Origin of the sequence: Tardiphaga robiniae, assembly GCF_001618955.1 — a bacterium.
GTDB lineage: Bacteria > Pseudomonadota > Alphaproteobacteria > Rhizobiales > Xanthobacteraceae > Tardiphaga > Tardiphaga robiniae_A.
Window position 1 is genome coordinate 987758 of sequence record NZ_LVYV01000001.1, and the last position, 19574, is coordinate 1007331.

The 19574-nt window shown below is 53.2% G+C and carries 14 protein-coding genes and 1 tRNA gene; 4 read left to right on the forward strand and 11 right to left on the reverse strand.

Annotation, left to right across the window (positions count from 1 at the left end; all coding sequences use genetic code 11):
- Positions 1–43 precede the first annotated feature (43 nt).
- Positions 44–256, forward strand: a complete 213-nt coding sequence (locus tag A4A58_RS04640; RefSeq protein WP_068730173.1) for a helix-turn-helix transcriptional regulator — start codon at positions 44–46, stop codon at positions 254–256.
- On the opposite strand, the gene A4A58_RS31245 is transcribed toward A4A58_RS04640, so the two are convergent.
- Positions 238–591 carry a hypothetical protein gene (locus tag A4A58_RS31245; protein WP_204378159.1) on the reverse strand — a complete coding sequence of 118 codons (354 nt, stop codon included), beginning with the start codon at positions 589–591 and terminating at the stop codon, positions 238–240. The genes A4A58_RS04640 and A4A58_RS31245 overlap by 19 nt on opposite strands.
- Before the next feature lie 51 nt (positions 592–642).
- Here A4A58_RS31245 and A4A58_RS04645 point away from each other — a divergent pair, with 51 nt between their 5' ends.
- The gene (locus tag A4A58_RS04645; protein ID WP_204378160.1) at positions 643–1302 is read left to right on the forward strand and encodes a hypothetical protein; all 660 of its coding nucleotides are present in this window, start codon (positions 643–645) and stop codon (positions 1300–1302) included.
- 304 nt (positions 1303–1606) lie between these two features.
- Here A4A58_RS04645 and A4A58_RS04650 read toward each other — a convergent pair whose 3' ends face one another.
- Complete coding sequence (locus tag A4A58_RS04650) at positions 1607–2482, reverse strand: DUF2971 domain-containing protein (protein WP_081421699.1); 876 nt, start codon at positions 2480–2482, stop codon at positions 1607–1609.
- Positions 2483–3670: 1188 nt separating this feature from the next.
- On the opposite strand from A4A58_RS04650, the gene A4A58_RS29555 reads away from it, so the two are divergent.
- Positions 3671–4669, forward strand: a complete 999-nt coding sequence (locus A4A58_RS29555; protein ID WP_244499658.1) for a site-specific integrase — start codon at positions 3671–3673, stop codon at positions 4667–4669.
- A gap of 355 nt (positions 4670–5024) precedes the next feature.
- Here the strand turns inward: A4A58_RS29555 and A4A58_RS04665 are convergent, their stop codons facing one another.
- The 5 genes from A4A58_RS04665 to A4A58_RS29565 all read right to left on the reverse strand — a co-directional run bounded on the left by A4A58_RS04665 (position 5025) and on the right by A4A58_RS29565 (position 14171).
- Complete coding sequence (locus tag A4A58_RS04665) at positions 5025–7313, reverse strand: AIPR family protein (protein ID WP_068730178.1); 2289 nt, start codon at positions 7311–7313, stop codon at positions 5025–5027.
- Positions 7310–8323, reverse strand: a complete 1014-nt coding sequence (locus A4A58_RS04670; RefSeq protein ID WP_068730179.1) for a PD-(D/E)XK motif protein — start codon at positions 8321–8323, stop codon at positions 7310–7312. The genes A4A58_RS04665 and A4A58_RS04670 overlap by 4 nt, the downstream gene beginning before the upstream one ends.
- Positions 8320–11085 (reverse strand): Z1 domain-containing protein, encoded by a 2766-nt coding sequence (locus tag A4A58_RS04675; protein ID WP_081421701.1) that lies wholly within the window; start codon positions 11083–11085, stop codon positions 8320–8322. The genes A4A58_RS04670 and A4A58_RS04675 overlap by 4 nt, the downstream gene beginning before the upstream one ends.
- Entirely contained in the window at positions 11082–12527 is a 1446-nt protein-coding gene (locus A4A58_RS29560; protein ID WP_158005648.1) for an ATP-binding protein, read from the reverse strand. The genes A4A58_RS04675 and A4A58_RS29560 overlap by 4 nt, the downstream gene beginning before the upstream one ends.
- A 108-nt stretch (positions 12528–12635) precedes the next feature.
- Entirely contained in the window at positions 12636–14171 is a 1536-nt protein-coding gene (locus tag A4A58_RS29565; RefSeq protein ID WP_081421703.1) for a DNA cytosine methyltransferase, read from the reverse strand.
- Between the two features lie 63 nt (positions 14172–14234).
- On the opposite strand from A4A58_RS29565, the gene A4A58_RS29570 reads away from it, so the two are divergent.
- On the forward strand, positions 14235–14684 hold the full coding sequence (locus A4A58_RS29570; RefSeq protein ID WP_081421704.1) for a very short patch repair endonuclease: 450 nt from the start codon (positions 14235–14237) through the stop codon (positions 14682–14684).
- A gap of 359 nt (positions 14685–15043) precedes the next feature.
- Here the strand turns inward: A4A58_RS29570 and A4A58_RS04680 are convergent, their stop codons facing one another.
- The 4 genes from A4A58_RS04680 to A4A58_RS04700 form a co-directional block, all read right to left on the reverse strand.
- Positions 15044–15454, reverse strand: coding sequence for a helix-turn-helix domain-containing protein (locus tag A4A58_RS04680; RefSeq protein WP_068730181.1), 411 nt, complete (start codon positions 15452–15454; stop codon positions 15044–15046).
- A gap of 966 nt (positions 15455–16420) precedes the next feature.
- Positions 16421–16496, reverse strand: a tRNA-Thr gene (locus tag A4A58_RS04690).
- A 154-nt stretch (positions 16497–16650) separates the two neighbouring features.
- Positions 16651–18366: a heme biosynthesis protein HemY gene (locus tag A4A58_RS04695; protein WP_068730183.1), complete on the reverse strand. Its 1716-nt coding sequence runs from the start codon at positions 18364–18366 to the stop codon at positions 16651–16653.
- Between the two features lie 7 nt (positions 18367–18373).
- The gene (locus A4A58_RS04700; RefSeq protein WP_068730184.1) at positions 18374–19537 is read right to left on the reverse strand and encodes a COG4223 family protein; all 1164 of its coding nucleotides are present in this window, start codon (positions 19535–19537) and stop codon (positions 18374–18376) included.
- Positions 19538–19574 lie beyond the last annotated feature (37 nt).

Below are 19574 nucleotides of genomic sequence, written 5' to 3' on the forward strand. Positions count from 1 at the left end.
CACAGTGAGTCGGAATGTTCCGGCACGTACCGTGGGCAATAAAATGGAAGCAGTACATATTTCGCGAAAGTTATCAGTCAAAGAGGCCGCGACATTCCTCGGGATAAGCAAGGGTTATTTGGACAAGCTGCGGGTCTACGGGGGAAGTCCGCACTACTTCAAGATAGGTGCTAGGATTTTGTACGATGTTTCCGATCTCGAACAGTGGCTCATCGACCGTCGCATAACGAATACATCTCAGAATCCCAAGGCGTGATCGCTTTCGAGATATTTCAACTGATTGATCGGGTTGCTGCAAACGATACGGCGTAAGTCTTGCCCATAAAAATTTTTAAAAAGAGTGCAGTCTCTAACAAGACCAAAACCCTCCCAAATACCACTTTCGACGTCCTTCCCACTCCAGCGTCTAGCAAAAATTCTGGCCTCATACCGTTCATCGATAAGCTCAGTGTAGTCGTAACGGTTCAAGACAATGACGCTGCAAGCATATTCACGAACATATGGACCCAGATTTGCGACAAAACAGTATTCAATGAAGCGGGCTACAAAGCCAAGGGAAAGTACTCGTTCGCTAAATTTGTCGGTTTGCAAGCGTGCACTGCGCGACCCCTTCTTCAGTTTTTACACGAAGGGAAGAAAGCGTTGCGTTTCCGTATCGAATTCAACCCATCTGCGATCGGCTCTATTGGATTCTCCGAACTGCACGGGGTTCTAACGTCAATCATGCCGGGTGGATGGGACTACGTAATCGAATACGGACGTATAAGTCGCATTGATATCGCAGTGGACATACCTGAAGCACGGCCTGGTATGTTTGCTGTGCTGCCAAAGCAAGGGCTTTCCACGAAAGAATGGACGGTTGCCGGAAAGCTGCAGACTTTAGTGTTGGGGAAAAAAGGCGGCAATCAAACACTCATCTATAATAAAAAGGCACAGCAGCTGGGGCAAGGAAAACCCTGGGAGGGAAAAGCAACAGTTCGGGTCGAACGGCGAATGCTCAATCCCGCAATTAAGAAGCTGTCTAGCCTGCCAGATTTACCCAACCCGTTCGCTGCACTTTCGCTCACCGAACTTCTAAACGCGCCGCCGACTGAGAAAGAATGGCTGTGGTCTCTTTTTAAGGATAGCGTTTCGGTTAGAGGTTTACCTGCGGCGTTGGCTCGCCTGCCAAAAGCAAAACGAACTTTGTATCGGAAGCACTTAGAGAGCCAGCCGCACCAACTCTGGGGGCCCTCGGTTATATGGACCAATTGGCTTGCAGCTCTTGGTGAGCATGATCTGCATAAGTTTCATCATCAATGATGGAAGTTTGCAATTAATTGCACGCCTACGCAATCCGGCCCCTAGGCCCTACATATGCTCTGTACCGAGGACATGTTGGAGGACACGCAGCAATAGTTAAAGTGCTTGAGTTGAACCCGGTTCTAATTCGAATATTGCTGGCAGCTCAACGGGTTCGCACGAGGCGTGAAGGAAATCTGACTTTGTCTCTCAGCTGGATAGCACTGCGGCCAGACAGTTCAGCATGCTGCAGTTCTCGATGAACAATTGACCAGAAATTATGGACACATGCGCGCGGTTTTCTCGCGCATCCACCTAAGAAAGGTCACTCAAACTCGACGGCAAATTTATGAACGGCCTTTTTGCCACTACAAACCCGCGCGTGAGGATACTTGGCCGCCAACACTTCTCTTAATTTCTTTCGGTTTGCTTCGTCCATACGGCAACCCAAATACAGACCAGTGACTTCTTTGGCATGAAATGAGACTAACTCGACACTTTTGCCTTGCTCCCATCCTCCGACCAGACGCCATTCTTTCTCGTAGGCCCAATCGAGTGCTTTTACGTAAAGGACGTCATCCCACAATTCTGGCCGGCCGATGGAGCCCTCTCCCGACAGGACCCGGATCATTCTCTGCTCATCAGCGAGAAATGGCATCTCACTGGAATAACGCACGGGCTTAGCTGCTCCCCAGACACTATCAATCTCATCAACAACGGCTAACTCGATAACAGCGCCTGTATGATTATCCGCATAGTGCGCCCACATGAGATTGTTGTCGGGCACTTCAGTCAGACATAGCAGCTTTAATGGAGCCAGTACTGCTCGCAATTCTTCAAAATGAGCCGGAAGACCATTTTTCATCGCGGCCAACGACTCGATAAGCCCTGGGCGAAGCTGGTCCCGCAACTCTCTCTCGCTTAGACCCGGCACATTCCTTTGCAAAAACATAACTGCATTAGCCAGCTTGTTCGCTTCCGCCGCTCTTCGACGGCCCATGTACATATCGATCAGATTATTGAGCGACTGTTCGACAACGCGATCGTGGTCAAACTCCACCCGTAAATCGAATTGAACGTCGAAGGGATCATTGAAGAGCGTCGGAAGAGACCAACGAAAGGAATTATTTTCAAGGACTATTAGAGCGGTTTCGGCCGTCATGTATTTGTAGAAGGTTCTTCGTGGCCCAGTTTTCTGCATCGTGTTCCTTCACTCTTTTTCCGTTGTTTCTGCAAAACACTTTACTTGAGCGACAACAGGATCATCGTCCAAGGTGGGCTAGACGTTTTTGCTCCTCACAAAAAAGGAGCGACAACATGAACGGATCAATCATTGTCTCACAGTCACGCGAACAGCTCGCGGACGAATTGTACTCCTACAGAGATTCACCGCCAATTCCTCTAAGCGTTTCGCCTTGGATTGCCATGAGTTTGCTGCAGAAGGCCATACGGCGCGGCGAGGTAGAGATTGCGTTGAGTGCGGCAGCCAGCTTATTACTGTCCTCGCCCGACAGACTCTGGAGGAGGATTGGGGCGGCGGCCTTTGAGGAGATCGGGGTAGCTGATCTTGATACTGTGTCCTTGGTTACCTCGGCCCTCGCCGGTAAGCGCTTTAGATCGTCTATCGGCGGAGACTGGAAGGTCGCTAGCTTTGCCGTCGAGCGAATGGCTAAATCCCTCAAATGTCGATCCGCAGACGATCTACTGTTGACTGCCGAACTTCATCCCCGATTTGCGCGAGCTCGCACTGCGCTAGCAACAAAATCAATTGGTGAGCTAGTGAAGATCAGCACTGGATCTGCGGCGCTTCCAGTCAGAGCTCTGGCGGCGTGGTTCGCCTGCGGTACGCATCCTAGGCAGACTAAGCTACTGAGCCTCCGTCGCGGCGAACCAACCGTTGCCTTTGATCAAATGTGCGAAGCAGGCCTTCCACATACTGTAGTCGAGATTGCTCGGGAGGGTTACCGAACACTCGGGCTGCCTCTTTGTCCATTTTTGGCTTTGCTATCGCCACACGCCTTGTTGGAAGACAGTAGCTCTTGCGACGACGTATTTCCGGAATCATCGACAATAGGTCCTGTTCCGAGCTGGTGTCTCGACATGTATACGCGCGAAGGGAGAGCGGCCCTGTCGAGATTTCTTGGTCTGAACTGCGAGACTGCACGCTGGGTTCGTGACCATCTCCGACCGCCACACAGAGTTAACTTCGTCGGGACCGTCCTATTTCGGGTTGAAGGAGGACTAGTGCGTCACCGGGCACAATGGTCATTGGCGGAAGAGCTACGGCGTCGCGTGGATATAGAGTGTCATGCTCCTCCTTGTAACGATGGGACAGAGTTACTTGGATGGATGCGTAACGACATTCGCGCCCTGAATGAGGAGCGATCCAATGTCGGATAGCCCCCTAACTCGTGATAACCTTCTATTATCGAGAACCATATTGGACAGCGAGGGGCTTAAAGTGGCGGCCAGATTTGCAATTAATTGCACAAGCGACATTCAATTCACCGTCGCCGACTGCATCCGAGATAGCCTCTCGGAGAATACGCGCGCTGCTTACCTGAGTGATCTCCTTCATTTCGAGAAATGGGGCGGCACGATCCCCGCGACTTCCGACACAATAGCAGCCTATCTCGCCGCACACGTTAGCTTGAATACTCCAGCAACACTTACCCGGCGTCTTGCCGCTTTAGCCAAGGTCCATCGATCTTTAGGCTTTAGCAATCCAACCTCAGCCGAGGTTGTTAAGGCCACAATGCGAGGGATAAGACGGATGAGAGGCCTCGCTCAACGTCAAGCAACTCCACTCGTGAAGGAGGATCTGTTTGTTGTGCTCGAATCGATGGGTGTCCGGCTGAAGGATTACCGAGATAGGGCATTACTATTGTTGGGCTTCGCTGGCGGCCTTCGAAGGTCTGAATTAGTCGGGCTCGATTGGGAAGATCTTGTGTCGGTTCGGCAAGGTTTGGAGATAACTTTACGCCGATCCAAAACGGACCAAAATGGAATGGGCCGCAAAATTGGGATTCCGTACGGGAAAGGGCGTTGGTGTCCAGTAGTAACGGTCGAACAGTGGCGAGTATCGACTACCCAGAAAGAAGGAGCTGTTTTTCGCTCGATTGACCGCCATCAAAGGATTAGTGAGCTGCGCTTATCGGGAGAAGCGGTATGCCTTGTTGTCCGTGAGCGAGTCAAAGCAGCCGGTATAGATGCAAAGAGCTATTCAGGTCACAGCTTAAGAGCTGGGTTGGCAACGAGTGCAGCACAAGCGAGAGTGCCATCTTGGATTATTAGGCAGCAAACTGGACATAACTCTGATGCGATGTTGAACCGGTACATTCGCCAGGGAAGCCTTTTTCTTGACAATGCATCAGGGGCACTACTTTAACTACAGTGCATATGACTTTGATAGAAGAGCAGCCCTTCAGGAGGATAGTTTGGTACGTAAAACGGTTACATTTACGCCCCACAATAGCACAGAGGAACGACAGTTTCATCTTGAGGAAAGTAAAGCCGAACGCTTTGCCTCGAGGGTGCGCGACGAGGGGGGGAGCGCTACGGTCGGCCCCTTACGTCTCGGGGATGATTTGACGACTTTGTTCACGAAGATTGGCATTGATCCGCTAAAGATTAAGTAGCAGTCATTCCAGTTTCACTCACTCGCTAAACAGACGGTTTGTGGGTCATGCGACGACGCACTTCTTAGATAAGGAAACTTCTCCGGATCAAAACCGCAAATCAGCCTAACTTCGTCTAATGCGTGAGCCGTCGCTCTCTATACGAGTTTCCCTTATCAGCCCAGCGATAATGGATCGCATCGTCTCAGTAATAATTGATCCTGTTCTTCTATAGCCCAACCACCTTGCAAAAGCTCTTATGCTGTCAGTGCGTTCGATCCATGCGCGAGAAGGCATGGATGCCACAAACTGATCTTTTAGAAAATCGCGCTCATAGTCCGAAATCTTGCTTGCTGCGAGCGACAGCCCTTTTCCGTTGGAGCCCAGAATTCCCCGGCGCACCGCGGTCCTAATCAGTTTATCGATATCTTCGCGGACCTTAGAACCGGTACGCCTAAACCCAAACTGCCTAGCAAGCTCTACTATTGCTCCGTCGCGATCTCGTACAAGGCCGTCCGAGAATACTTCTCTGAGTTGCAGCATCCAGTCATCGGGATCAACGCTCTGGCTTCTCTCCCTCGCCAGACTGTCGTCCAACTCCATTCCAACTTTGTTTTCAATATCATCAGCTACGTCGAAAATTAGCTCCGGCGGTGATTTCGTCGGGACTGGCAAATCAAGCTCTTGGAATGCGCTCCAGCATTCGGGCTTCTTAGCCCATTCACTTGGCATCTTGGGCTCCGCGGAAGTGCGCAGCTTCATATCTATGAGAACAACCCAATCACCCAGCATTTGACGCAGCTCTGTCGAAACACTTTGGGCAAGCCAAATTGCATCAAAGTCAACATTTCCACTGGTTTTGAAGCTTAAGCAAGCGACGGTGTATGCGACAATATTCGCTTGATAGGCCGGAAACTTTTTTGCTTTAACTATTGCCTGCACAGTGCGAAATATGAGGCCTTTCGCGATCAAGGCTTTAAACCACGCTTGATCGAGCTCAAGGGACTGAGATTTACTGTCTTTCATCGCTTGCATAAAGAATTGGAAGTTTTTTTGGTTTCCGTAACTTACCAAGTTTGGGAAACCGTCCCAAGCATTTAAGTACTTGGCCAAATCGGTCTTAGAGATGCGCCTATCGCGCGGCGTTTCCATTGCGAACCGCTTGCGCTTCTCTGCTCGCGAGGATGACGCGAGTTCCTGAGCTCCATAGCTTCCACGGGCTCGCTCATAAAACCAACGTCCACTAGCATCGGGCAGCCAAACGTTATTTGCCAAGTTCTCCACGGATACATGAAACGGCTCGTTGGATGAAAAGTCCGCCGGCTGAACCGTGTTCTGACTGTTTGCTGATCGCGATACTGCGGCCACCATTTCGTCAAGGTTCGCACCTGTGACCGATATGATCTTTGCGGGAACGTGGATTTTTTCTAATGATGCTCTATCAATGCGAAGAGCCCGATGAAGGCTTGCTGTTGTTTGCCCCCCGTTCACGATCTGCAATCCGCGTAAAGCTCGAATCTCAACACGGCCGGTTCCATCATCGGCAACCTCGATGCTATCGACCGTTGCTACAATGCCATTGTTATACGCTAGGAACCTGTCTGGTTGTTCTCTAATTGTCTTTCGAAGGTTTGCGTTTACAGACTTTCTTCCGCTTAAGCCGAGAAACGCGCGTACGTTAAGCTCTAAAAGCCGCGTACCATACTTCTCGTATACGTCGGCAAGGAAGGCGCCTGGCAGCGCTGCCATGTATGCGTCGTAGCCTTCACCAATTGTGGAGACTTTTAACGCTGGGATTGTTCGGCCGCAGCTTTCCACGACATCTATAGCGATGTCATCGCGCGTGTAGCCTTTGCCCAGAATACGATGAAGGCGATCAATCCCGAAGAGATCCACGACGACTCGGGTGCCATCGAACGCCTTTTTCAAGTCAATTGATTTCAATCCCGCTAGGCCATCCGAAAGTACTATGACTCTCAACGTGACGATGTGGTCGCGTCCCTCGTATATGCGTCGCGCTAAGTCGCTGGCATCTGTGTTTGCTGGTTCAATTTGCTTATAGAGTTCTTGACAGCTGCATTCGTAGAATTTGATCGCCTGCTGACAGGCCGTAAGTATCTCGTCCGTTGTCAGCTGGCGAAGGGTCGCATCTCCCAGATATACGGTCGTGATGAGAGTCAGGCGCTCAAGATCGTCAGGAATCGAATATCCACTAATCTTAAATCGCGTTCGACTGAACGTTCCTTCTTCCCAAAGAGGGGTTGGATTTTCCAGGGCTCCGTCATCTGAGAGCTCTTCGATCACAATTCGAGTAAATTCGCGTTCGTGGTAGGGGGTCTCATTCCCATCTTCAACGGCACTATCTACTTCAGATGCAAGTTCCTTAGCGTATTCTTCTAAACTCAAATCGTTCATCGCAGCTTCCCAAGCATTTTTTCAGCAGCTAGTTCGAAAGCATCAATTTCACGCCTGAACGGAAGGAGTGCTTGCTCATCTATCACGTAGGCCCCGTCGATAACTCCCGCAGGAATGTCGGAATTAACAAGCCTGGGAAATCCCTGCATAACTTCGTAGAATCGAAAACCTTCATTTACCCAGCGATTATTCTCGTAAAGAGAACTATCAGATAACAAATAGCCAAGTCGCAATAATCGCTCGCCGAAGTCGGGGTCGGTGGCGCTCGGCTCATCTATCTTGACGCGGATCTTACCTATATATTCGTTCAGGGTAATTCCGTTGGAATCCTCTCGAAGGCGGAGCCTCACGACGAGGAGCTGGTTGAGCCCTTCCGTCTCAAGTTGGTTCAGAGTTGAGATTTGAATTCGGTTGCCGACACCGGTCGAACTCTTCACTTCGAATGCAATGCCGCGCGCGCTGAAGTCATGGATACTATCTAGAGGGCCGCCCCACGCGGCTACGGCCTCCTTGTACCCTGCAGCGTCACCCAGCATTTCAAGAACAGCCACTTCACCAAACAGGCCGATCTGCTCCTCCAATGTGAGGCCTCTTCGGCCTGACCGAAGGCACGCCTGCCACGCTTCAAGCCTCCTGGTAGTTGCTCGTATTGCAGTCTTTGTGTTCGAGGCGGAAGCAACTACAGTCACAATGTCGGCGGCTAGTACCTCGAAAACATCGCGTACCTCCGAGCGCTCCAGTACGATTGCCACTCTATAAATATTTTCGCCAAACCTGCGTTGGTCCGCAACGGTCAATCCGTTTGCAGTGAAATGAATGAATTCTTTCGGGGCCTCTGCGAGCGGAGCTTCAAGTATGAGCGCAATCTTGTTGTCAGGTTCTCTGACGCCCACCAGAATGCGTAACGGCGCTATCGCGTTCAACGCAACAGCCCGCCATTCATGGCCACTTGGCTCAGAAGCGCTAACGCGAGCCCATTTCTCGATCAGTTCGGCTGAAGGATCAATCATGCGAGTTCGAAACGCTGCTCCGTCGTGCTAAAAATGTACCGCACGGTCTGACCACTTTGCGACTCGGGAAAGCTCGCGACGACCGCGAATATTGGGACGTCGAGCTTTAGGTGTGCCGCAGAAGGAGAAAGTGGATAGAGTATGAGGAGAGCCCGCTTCGGATCGATTCCTCTAGTCCGCCTAATCTCTTGACCATCAGGAATTTTCGCTTTCGTTCCCCCGTTCGCCGCTCTTTTCCTATTAGTCGAAGCTAGCGCGCTTTCGAATTCCTCATCTGAGAGATCGACTGTTTCATCGGAAGGGGAAAGTGAGGTCTTGACAACGTATCTCCCAGTGTCCGTCCCACGAGGAATAGGCGCCCTGTTTACGGTCGTGAACTCCATTCCGCGAACGGTTAGTGGCTCACCGGCACCGGCCGGCAAGCATATCGTCCAATCTGTCAGCTCACCGACCTTTATCTGTTCTCGAATATATTTAGCGAGCCGGAGTCCATTCACTTGTCTTGATTCTTCCGGGAAAACCATCTCTGATAAGAGGTCGGCTACATCGCTACCCCTAACGCCGCTCCAAATACGCCTAGAGCTCGTACTGGTAAGGGCTGCATCGACTCTCTCGGCCACGTTGAGAGGAGCCGGTTCGCCTAGATTGCCGAGAAATAAGGTTATTGCGGTGGCGTTCCGCAAATTGTTTGGACCGTCGTCGAAGAGAACAGTTTGGATCTTGGTTTCGCCCTGGAAGGAGATCTGGAATGTCTCTCCATGCCTCATTTTATTTTGTGCCGTAACAAGCATGATGTCATGAGCTTGAATCCTCAGACCATAGTTCTCTGGAGTCGCCCCGATCATCGCCATGCTGTTTAATGACTCTCGAAGCTCGTCTGCAGCCGTTGCTACGTGGCGAAACCACAACGCCAAATCAGGCGTCAGATAGACGCGGCAAAGGTCAGCGTAGCCAGGACGATACCCGAACCATCGTCCCATCTGCATAAGGCTGTCATACATTTTGGAGGCACGAAGGAAATAGCTAACGCTTAGTCCCTCCAATGTCAGACCGCGAGATAGTTTATCGCCACCTATCGCGATGATGTTTAAGCCCTGACCACTGTTTCCTTCGTAGTCAATTGCCGCAGGCATCTCGCTATTTACGACTTGGATTCTGATCCGATCAACGGCTGCAGTTAGCTCATCCTTAAGGTCCTCCCAACTAATTGGGGGCGTATCCTTAAAGATGCCAAGCGAATTTAACTTTTGCGTCGTCGGTTCAAAATCGCTGATCCAAAGCTTCTGGCATGCTTCAACGAGAGGACGGCTTCCAGTCTTGTAGCGCAGGCTGCGCTTGAGATCGGTAAACCACTGATCAACTTGAGAGTATACTTTGCTCTGAACATCCTTAAAACGAGAGACGTGGATAAGCATGGAATTGTGGACGCCGGACTGGCCTCGAACCGATCGAGCAGCGCAAACCAGTACAAAAGAAAGAATAGCGTCCTTTAAGGACGGCGGAATGTCGTCAGCATTTTGGTACTTTGGATTAAATGTCCTTTTGTGACTTGCTGTGATCCATCCTTCCTTGTCCTGATCAACGTGACGAATGATGTCCAAAGGTTCCGCGCCAGCATCTTCGCTGTCTAATCCGAAAACGAGTGATGGCCCGACATAGTTTGAGGGCGTAGGCAGGTTTACGATAAAGTTACGTGGAAATAGATCGGCTCCAAACCCGTCACTTGCTGCCTTGTCGTGAATAAGGATATTGGCGAAAGGCGTTGCGGTGTACGCCACGTATGCTCGCCGAGAGAAAGAAAATAGGAGGCGGCGAATTTGTCCATTTATTCGGGTGGGCTCGTAGTCGGACTCAGGAACTTCCTCGTCATCAAACCCCTGTTGCCCAGTATCAACGGACGCCTGATCGGCTTCGTCGTCTATTACTAGCAACGGTCTTGTTTCTGTATCGCCTTTTGGTGTCAGTTTTTCGGATACCCAGTTGTTTAGATTTGCGAGAATCTTCGCATTTTTTTTCACAACCATGAGAACGGGACGTTGTTGAACACCCATCCCGAGATTGTCAGCAAATGCTTGGTTGAAGTCACCATTTGCAGCTTGAGTGGTCAGATGCTCAGCATAGACGCCTCGGTCGAACTCATTAACTCCTATTGGCCTGTAGCCCTCCCCCCGGCCAGGCGGAGTCGTATCATATCCCAAAAAATCTCGATCTAGCCTTCGCTGCGTCTGCTGTCGCAGGGCATTGTGCATGCCAGCGAGAACTACGATTAACTTGTAACCCGCATCGGCTGCTTTGTTGGCTAAAGCGGCGTAGTTGGCAGTCTTTCCCGATTGCACATGACCTACTACCAATCCGCGTCGATCCCACGTTCCCTCGCGACTCGGATTTTCAAGCTGCTCCATTATTGTGTCAGTGGACGCATCGATTGCAGTGACAGCGGCGTTAGCCCAACCTTGATTATGTAATAAAAAGTCTTCGTACCGCTTATAGAATCGCCGATCAGTTTTCTTTTCGCCGAAATACCAGTCGACATGTCCGATGGCGTCAACAAGACTCGTCGCGTTGCCGACTTTTACGATCAGCTTTGATTCCAACTCGGCCTGAATTGTAGAAACCTGATCCGGAGTCAGAGGAACCGGGAATGCCTTCTGACAATCGGTTAATGCCGCCGCAATATCACTTCTTTCGACTGCGGTCGTACCGTGCCGCTGACGGAGCAAGATCGTTGCCATAGAACCAATCGTTTCTTCCAAAGAAGTCATTTTTTGAACCGATCTAGTTGTAGAAGCTTTTCGCGAAGTCCCTGTATTCCTTCATAAGGATCCATTTTTTGAACAGCTGTAATAGCGTCAGAAAATGCAAATCCGTTCTTCTCCAGCACATGGACAAGTTCGAGCGCCGACCGCACAGATGCGGCCTCGTCTAACAGAACTGGCTTTACTCCCTTTTCCGTAACGTCAAGCCAGACGCGTTCGACAGGAACCGTACGTTCGATTACATCGAGTATGCTATCCAAAAGAGATTGACGATCGCCCGACAGTCTTTTCCTCAATGTGGCGACTAACTCGTGGGTGCGATCAATGGAGTATCGTCGATCGCTGTTCTCTGCATTTATTTTCCAGATCTTAGAAACTTCTGAAGTAGCGGATCGTCGACCGTAATCGCCCCTATGAACAAGAATTTCTCGAGCGCGCCTTCGAACATCTTCCGCCAGTTGCTGTAGCCGCGGACGAATTGCATCCGGTGGTCGGGCTTCAGACTTTTTGATGTCTATCCGCCAATCCCGATCAGCGCTGTTTGGGATGTCGATACGTATACGAGCAAGCTTGCTGGCCTCATCGCGAGTCCAAGAACGGGAAGGCCCTAAGCCCAGCCATCCGCCGAAATAGATTAAACGCTTCTGTCGATAGACGTAAAAGCCTTGTTGGCTCAGCCACCCGTTCGGTCCGCCCGCTCGATCAAATTCTTCTTTTGTTGCGAAACGATCTTGGTAAGGGAGGATAAAGCCGCGAAATAGTATCCTACCTCCGGGGCTGGGGATCGGTTGTATTGGCGTCGGGATGGAGTATGCCTCCAGAAAGGGATCCCAAGCCTTGACGGGTGATCCGTTGAGTAAAATGCTCAGCCTCGGAGCATCACCATCTAAGAACCTGTGAAAGACCATTCCTAGGTGATGATCTAAACGCTCCAAATCGCGCTTAAAGCTAGCGTGGCTAGGGAAGTCGTCTTTTCGACCGAAGTCTATTTTACGCCAAACGACTAGCGTGCCGGCAGAACTTCCATTGAGAATGGCGCGCAAATCTAATGGGAGACCCTCGTCGCCTTCAATAAGTTGCCAATTCGAGCCCATGTCGGCGAGGTAGTCGATGTCCCAAGTGAACGCTGTTTGATCGCTATGGGTCTTTGAAACAACAGTCAGTTGTCGGCATTGTGAAAACGATGCTGTTTTTAGGCCTAACCCAAAACGTCCAAGGTCATTTACGGTCCGTTCCGTATCAGGACCGCCTCCCCCGAACCTCATCGCCTCGACCAACTTAGCTTCGGTCATGCCGACGCCGTCGTCGAATATCGCAGCAACAGGATTTCCTTCGTTCCACGCCAAATTCAAGGAGACCTGGCTGGCGCATGCGGTAATGCTGTTGTCGATAAGGTCTGCTACCGCGGTTTCTAGAGAATAACCGACGCCGCGCAGTGATTTGATCAATGCGGCCGCTGCAGGTGGTAGTGCTCTTGTTTTCACTTGATTCTTGCCCCGGAGCGAACTTGGCGCTTCGCGAGGTAAAGATCAACCGGGGGTGGTGCCGCAATAGTTTTAGTCTAGGATTGAATGCAGCGCCTCAGCAAGTTTCAAAGCAAGAAATGGCGGGACCGCATTTCCGACTTGGACGTACTGCTCCGTACGCCCGCCCTTGAAGAGGTAGTTATCTGGAAATGTCTGGAGCCTAGCAGCTTCTCTAACAGTTAGGCTTCGACATTGAGCGGGGTCAGGATGGATAAAATAATGTCCATCCTTTGCTATGTGGCTCGTCACAGTCGTAGCCGGTTGGTTCAATAGCTGCACGCGGAATCGATCGGCAAACTTACCGGAGTTCCAATTAAAATGGTTAGGGGCTAGGGACTTCGGAAAATCCAATGCCTTCGGGGAGCGTCCGACAACTTTCGCATATATTGCTGCAAAGAGGTATCGGCAGAGGTCACTAGCCATATGACCGCGCGTGTCGCTGTTTGGTAGTCTTGTTAATTTCGCATCATACAGCCATTGGCCGAGGATCTTGGGACAATCTGGTTCTAGGACATCCATATTGGCGGAGACCCTGCGAAGTTTCGAAGGTCGTCTTTCCCAGTCCGATCTGCATCGATCCAAGACCCTCTGGAAACTCGCTGCCGTGCCGGGATCAAGACCTAAATCTGCCGTCTGAATTTTATGGGATGCATCAATAAGAGTGGAAATCCACGCCTCTGAGCTATCGTCTCGACTCAGTCCGCTTCGAAGCTTTGGCATGCCTCCAAGCACTTCTCCCACCGTTACTGGCTGCGATTTTTCTTGAAGTAACCCACGGTCTCGTAGTCGAGCTGGAACAGCCTTAGCTATATCACGTCGAACGCCGATAATGATCACTCGATGCCGTGCCTGAGGGATCCCACATTCTTCAGTACGTAAAACGAAATCAGATGAGCGCGTCGGCCTGTGCCCGCCTCCTGAAAAAATAGGGAAGAGCTCATACTCATTCTTAAAATTTGGACTCGTCAAATCGCTTAAGACTAATTCGAAGATTGAATCTCCGTCTACTTTTGCCGAGAGCAGACCTTTGACGTTCTCCATAACAAACGCGATCGGCCTAAGAGTCCGTAGTATTTCGATATATTCCTTGTAAAGGAAGTGGCGCTTGTCCTCGCGGGCTTTATAGCCCTTTATACCTTTGTTGCGCGCTCTTCCGACAAGCGAGTAAGCTTGGCATGGTGGCCCACCAATCAGGATGAAGTTATCTCGGTTACCCCGTTTTAAATCGGCGAGTCGGTTCCGGATGATTTTTTTGGCATGATCGGTACCGAGCTCAAGTTGCAGGGTTTCCATCTCAGCAGCCGCCCATTGCTCTGGATACAACGAAATCCAGTCGGGCTCGTCTCCCCCATTGTTCAGGTATCGATAATATTCAACCGGAAACCTGCCGGCGAACTTTCTCAAAAAATTTCTGAGCATTAATGTCTGGTGGGCGGACTTTTCTTTTTCAACCGACATCGCAATATGAAATGGCTGTCGCGTTTTTTTGTCACGAAACGCTGTAAAGCCTTCGGCGAGTCCACCCGGACCCGCAAATAGATCGATGACCTGAAATCTGGGGGGCATGCTTTCGCCAAATCTGATTTACCCTCCAATACCAGGTTGCCACAAAGATGCTAGAGCAAAGTGATGGCAGACATCGTTGACGTTAGCACCAGATCGCGGATGATGTCTGCGATAAAAGGGCGCGACACTAAACCTGAGTTAGTCCTAAGACGTGCTCTACATGCCTTAGGTTTTCGTTTCCGGCTTCATCGACGCATTGCCGCGAGTCGTCCGGACCTGATATTTCCAAAGTATCGTGCCGCAGTCTTTGTCCATGGATGCTTCTGGCATCGCCATACTGGTTGCAAGTACTGCACAACCCCGTCTTCAAACTTACCGTTTTGGAGTGATAAGTTTTCACAGAACGTCCAGCGCGATGCTCGCAATGTATCGGACTTGCGGATGGCGGGGTGGCGGGTCGGGGTCATTTGGGAATGTCAGCTAACGGCTCAGACTGGGGACAAGACACTAGACGCTGCAGCTCGGTGGCTTAAGTCTGATGAGAGTTTTTTCGAATCCTCCGAGCGCGGCTAAAGCATCCGTTTCTCTATGTGAAATCTTGGGCCGGAGGCTCGGTGTGCAATTAATTTCACAAAAGCGAAAGCAGCTCTTCTCGACCTTTTGGCATCATTGTCAGTCGAAGTGGGCGTTCTAGTATCGCCCCTTCGAATTAGTACCCAACCCATCAGACCACTTGTTTTTAAGGAAGCCACGGCGATTTCGCCTACGCACAGGCGCTATTTTGTCCCCCATTCCTATGAGCCGACAGGTCATCTGCCAGTGGCGCAGCATTTAAGCAAAAAGGTGATGAATCTCGGCCGAAGTTCGGAAAGTCGGAGCTAACGGAGATGTTCGGCGAAAAAAAATGGTGGAATTTTGGAGGAAAATTCTGCTTACCGGCTTTTTCTCTGCTTGCGGTCCTCAACCGACTTCGATGACGAGCGGTCGCCCTTCTTTAGGGGAGGGAGCATTTTTGTCCTGACCAATATTAGATCCAACAAGTCATTTACCCAAACAAGATCGTTTTCGGATAGGCGTGAAAGCTTGCCCGCAATCTCGCCAAAAGCGCCGGTAGCCATTTTGCCAGCGGGGATAGAGCTCGTAAAAAATTCTGCCGGGTCAACTCCCACAGCATCCGCGAGCCGTTCAATCGACGGGAATCTAGCACCTGTCGCGCCAACTTCGATCTTGGCAATCATATCCAAGCTAAGCCCTGCCCGCTCGGCCAATGCTTCCTGCGTAAGGCCGCTGCGCTTTCTGTGCGCGGCTAGCAATTGCCCAAATCGTTTTCGCAAATCAGCCATCGCCCCTCCCGCCTAATGTGTAGGAGGGGAGTCATTTGCTGAGCAGGGATTGCACTTACTAATGCCAATAAATCATGTAATCTACTTGCAAGAAACGGTAAATAAATTACGGTCTGTCCCGAAACTAGGAAAAGGATACAGGTCGGGTGGCACCGGGTGAGATTGTATGCGCTGACTGCAATCGGCAGATCACTGCGCCTTGTCATTGTTGCCCTAGTTGCGGACTGCTCTTCGCAGAAGGCCAGCTTGGGGCAGACAGGCCCCACCGATTGCCAATGTGGGTTGGCACGATTTTATCGGCTGCGACTTTTCTCACACTGATTTGGGTCGTCTTCGCGCCGCAGCGCGCGGGTGACAATCTTAGCTCGCCGGAGCAGACCGCAAACGCTTCAGAAACTTCGATTGCCTCTGCGATTGACCCATCTGCGATACGAGCAATTGGATTCAGGCATCCTGGGACGGGCGACCCAATTTATTTTTTGTCGATCCAGGAAACGACGCTTTTCTTTCCGGGCCTTCGGGTCCGCGTCCTATGTCCGCGATACGGAACGGGAGAGACAATTGTTGAGACGAATGGGACAATCACGGCAGTGAACGCCGCAGCTCGTACATGGGTGAAATTCGGATTTTGGGCCGTGAAAGGCAGGCAACTTTTACGCATCAATGATTCTGGTCTTCCGAACGACGTACCTGCAGGTCTGAGAAACCTCGTTCCGCATTTGAACGAAATCCTTCAGGCGGGATCCGAAATGTGTCCGATGCCAAGCCCCGTGGTCGAAACAGCTCTTAAGTTCTTGTCGATCGCAGCCCGCGACTATGCTCGGAACGCGAAAGAGCTTGGCGTCAAACTCCCGTGACTGCTCGCCGAAAAATTCAGCTCGTGCTTCCCTAGTGCTTCCCAGAGACAGTTAGTGCGAAGGCTGAGTATCAACCACAAGCATTTACCTAACAAAATCAAATGATTATTGGTGCCGCAAACAGGACTCGAACCTGTGACCCCGTCATTACGAATGACGTGCTCTACCAACTGAGCTATTGCGGCGAACCAAGCAGCGATTCGGCTTTTCGGCCGAAAACGCTGGGGCATCTGATATCGCCCGGGGCGTTGCTTTGCAAGAAGCGGCGGCGAATCTGGCGACCGAAAAGCGCGACCAACCACCCACCGAAACCAGCCATTTGGGCCTGAATCAGGGCTGTTATCCGCCCCAGCGCCGTAGAAACCCGCGCCAACCGCCCTGATGTTGGCCTGCATTCAGCTCGGCGAATTCATCGCGATAATCGTCAGCCTCGTCCACGCCGGGATCGTCCGGAGGCCTGACGATGGGAATGACGGTCGGAATGGCCACGGCGGGCTTGGCGGCGCTGGCGATATCGCTGCGGTCGCGGAACAGCGGTGGCGGCGCGGGGGCCGGTTTCGGGAGCGGCGCCGGCGCCTCGGCGGGCTCGGACGTGGCATCGGCCACCGGTTCGGACTGTGCTGGTACTTCAGGTTCCGCCGCGAGATCCTGAGCCGGCGCGGAGGGTGTGACCTCGGTCGGCACGGGCACCACGGGTTTGGGCACCACCGGCGGCGGAGCCAGCACGGTCTCGCGCAAAATCTCGGTCTCGATCGTCGAGGCCCTGTCCGACGGCAGCGCGGCCAGCGGCGTCTGCCACTGGAACGCATCGATCCGTCCGGTGACCGGCGATACCGGCCGCCAGCGATCGGACACATAGCCGTCGGCGGTCCAGACCGGATCATGCAACGCGCGCACGGCACGCAATGTCCAGGCGCGGGCGCGGCCGCTGTCGCCATGTTCGGTACGTTCGATTTCCGCCATCAGCATAGCAACGCGCTGCGTGGAGTCGGTCGTGAACGGCGCCAGTGCTTCGCGGGCGCGCGTGAATTCGGCGGCATCGATGGCCGCACGGGCGATCGCCAGCGCGCCTTCGATATGGCCTGGCGCTTTCGACGCCAGCGTCTCGACACGCACCAGTCGCTGCCGTGCGGAATCACCGAGCTTCACATGGGCATAGGCATCGGCGAGATCCGGATGCGGCTGCGCCAGCCACGCTGTCTCGATGATCTTCATTGCCCGACGGGTCTGATGCGCCTCGCTCTGGAATCGGCTGGCGAGAACGGCGGCTGGCACCAAAGTTGGCGCAAGCTTGATCGCTTCGGTCACGCTGTCGCGGGACAGATCGCGATCTTGTGTCTCAAGCTCCAGCGCACGCGCGGTGAGCAGTACGCCGCGCTGCCGACGAAACGCTGCGCGATCGATCAGGCCAGAGGCAAAATTGTTGTCGAGGATTTTCAGCGCGCCGGTCCAATCGCTCTGCGCGCAGCGGAAGCCAAGAACGGCTTGCGACGCCCATGTCGATGCCGGCGATAATTTCAGCGCTTCTTCGGCAATCGTCACGGCGGCGACGGGATCGTCGCTGCGCTGCGCCTCGATGAACAGACCGCGCAGACCCAACAATCGCGTATCGCCACGCTCGGCCATCGCCTGAAACGCACGATGCGCACCGGCGCGATCGCCATCGAGCTGGGCGGACTGGGCATGCAGCAACAGAGCGAGTGGATCGTCAGCCGTTAAACGTTTGGCGATATCGGCATGACGCCGCGCGGCGTGGCCATCGCCCTGCCCGATCGCGAGCAGACCATGGGTGATGGCCTGACGCCCGCGCGCCTGACGCTTTTCATGGCGGCGACGGCGCATTCGCTTCGGCGCGCCCCACAAACCACGCAGGAGCGACCAGGCGAACACCACCGCGACGATTGTCAGGCCGAGCACCAGCACAAACACCGGCACCGACGGCGAAGCGCGCCAGACGCCCCAGGATATCACGACATCGCCGGGCTGATCGGCGACCCAGGCCGCACCAGCGGCCGCAAGCGCTATCAACACAAGAAACAGAATGATGCGAAACATCGGATTCCTATGGCGCCGGTTTGGAGAGCGCCGCCATCGCGTCGGCTGCGAATTGACGTGAAGCGGCCAGCGCTGCATCGCGCATATCGACCTTATCGAGCCAGGGCTGAACCACGGCACGATCCGCCGGCGACAACGTAAGCAACTCACGTTTGGCTGTGGCGATGTCGTTGCTACGTGCAGCGGCGTCCGCGCGCGAGACCGCGCCGCTGTTGTTGCCTATACCGACAGCGTCGGTGCGCTCGATGCGGACCAGCTTTGCAGCGCCGGCCTGCAGGCGGTCCATGAAACCTGCACCTGCGGCTGGCGCTTCCGCCGGTGCCGGCGCCAGCTTCGGCAACACTGCGAACAGTTCGCGGCTGAGCGCGACTGCGTTTGGTACGCCCGTTGTTGCAAACGCATCGAGCGGCTTCAGCTGATTGGCATTGCCGGCAAGCGGTTTGACGGCCGCAAGTGCGGCCGCATAGGGCTCGCCCTGACGCACCGACGTATCGAGCAGTGATGCGGCAACGACACGGCGCAAGGCTGTGTCATCGACGGGTTTGGTATTCTGTTGGGCGGCCGAAGACTTCAGCTCGCTGGCGGCACGTTCGATCTGCCCGAGCCGCTCATTGATCGGCCCGAGATCGACCACACCGGCGGTCGGGCGCGGCGTGGATTTCAGTTGATTGAGATCAGTGACGACACGATCCGATTGCGTTTTCGCAGCAGCAAGATCGCCACGCAATCCCGCGATGGATTTCTCGAGCGTATCGATCCGCGTCGCCAGCCCTGTATCCGGCGCAACGGCAGGGCGCGCTTCGATCTGCGCGATGCGAGAAGCCAATGCATCCACATCGGCCTTATCGCTCGATGCGCTCCCGCTCAGACCGAACCAGGCGATGCCGGCAACAAGCGCGCCGGCGACCGCACCGACGGCGGCGGGAACCAGGACAGACGTGCGCGCAGGCGATGCAGGCGCGGACTTTTCGGCCGCAGCCTCCCCGGCAGGTTCGAACGGCGGCATATCCGATGGCGCGGTATCGATCGGCTCTGGCGATGTTTCTGGTGCAGCGGATTCCGCCGCAACGGGGCGCTCGGTGACGTCGGCAGCCGTCAATTCGATGGTTGGCGGCGGGCGTTTGGGCCGACCGGCATCCGGAGACGATCCTGTATCGCTATCGTCGGCCATCGCGTCGGTTCCCTCGTGACATGCCCGATCCCTACCG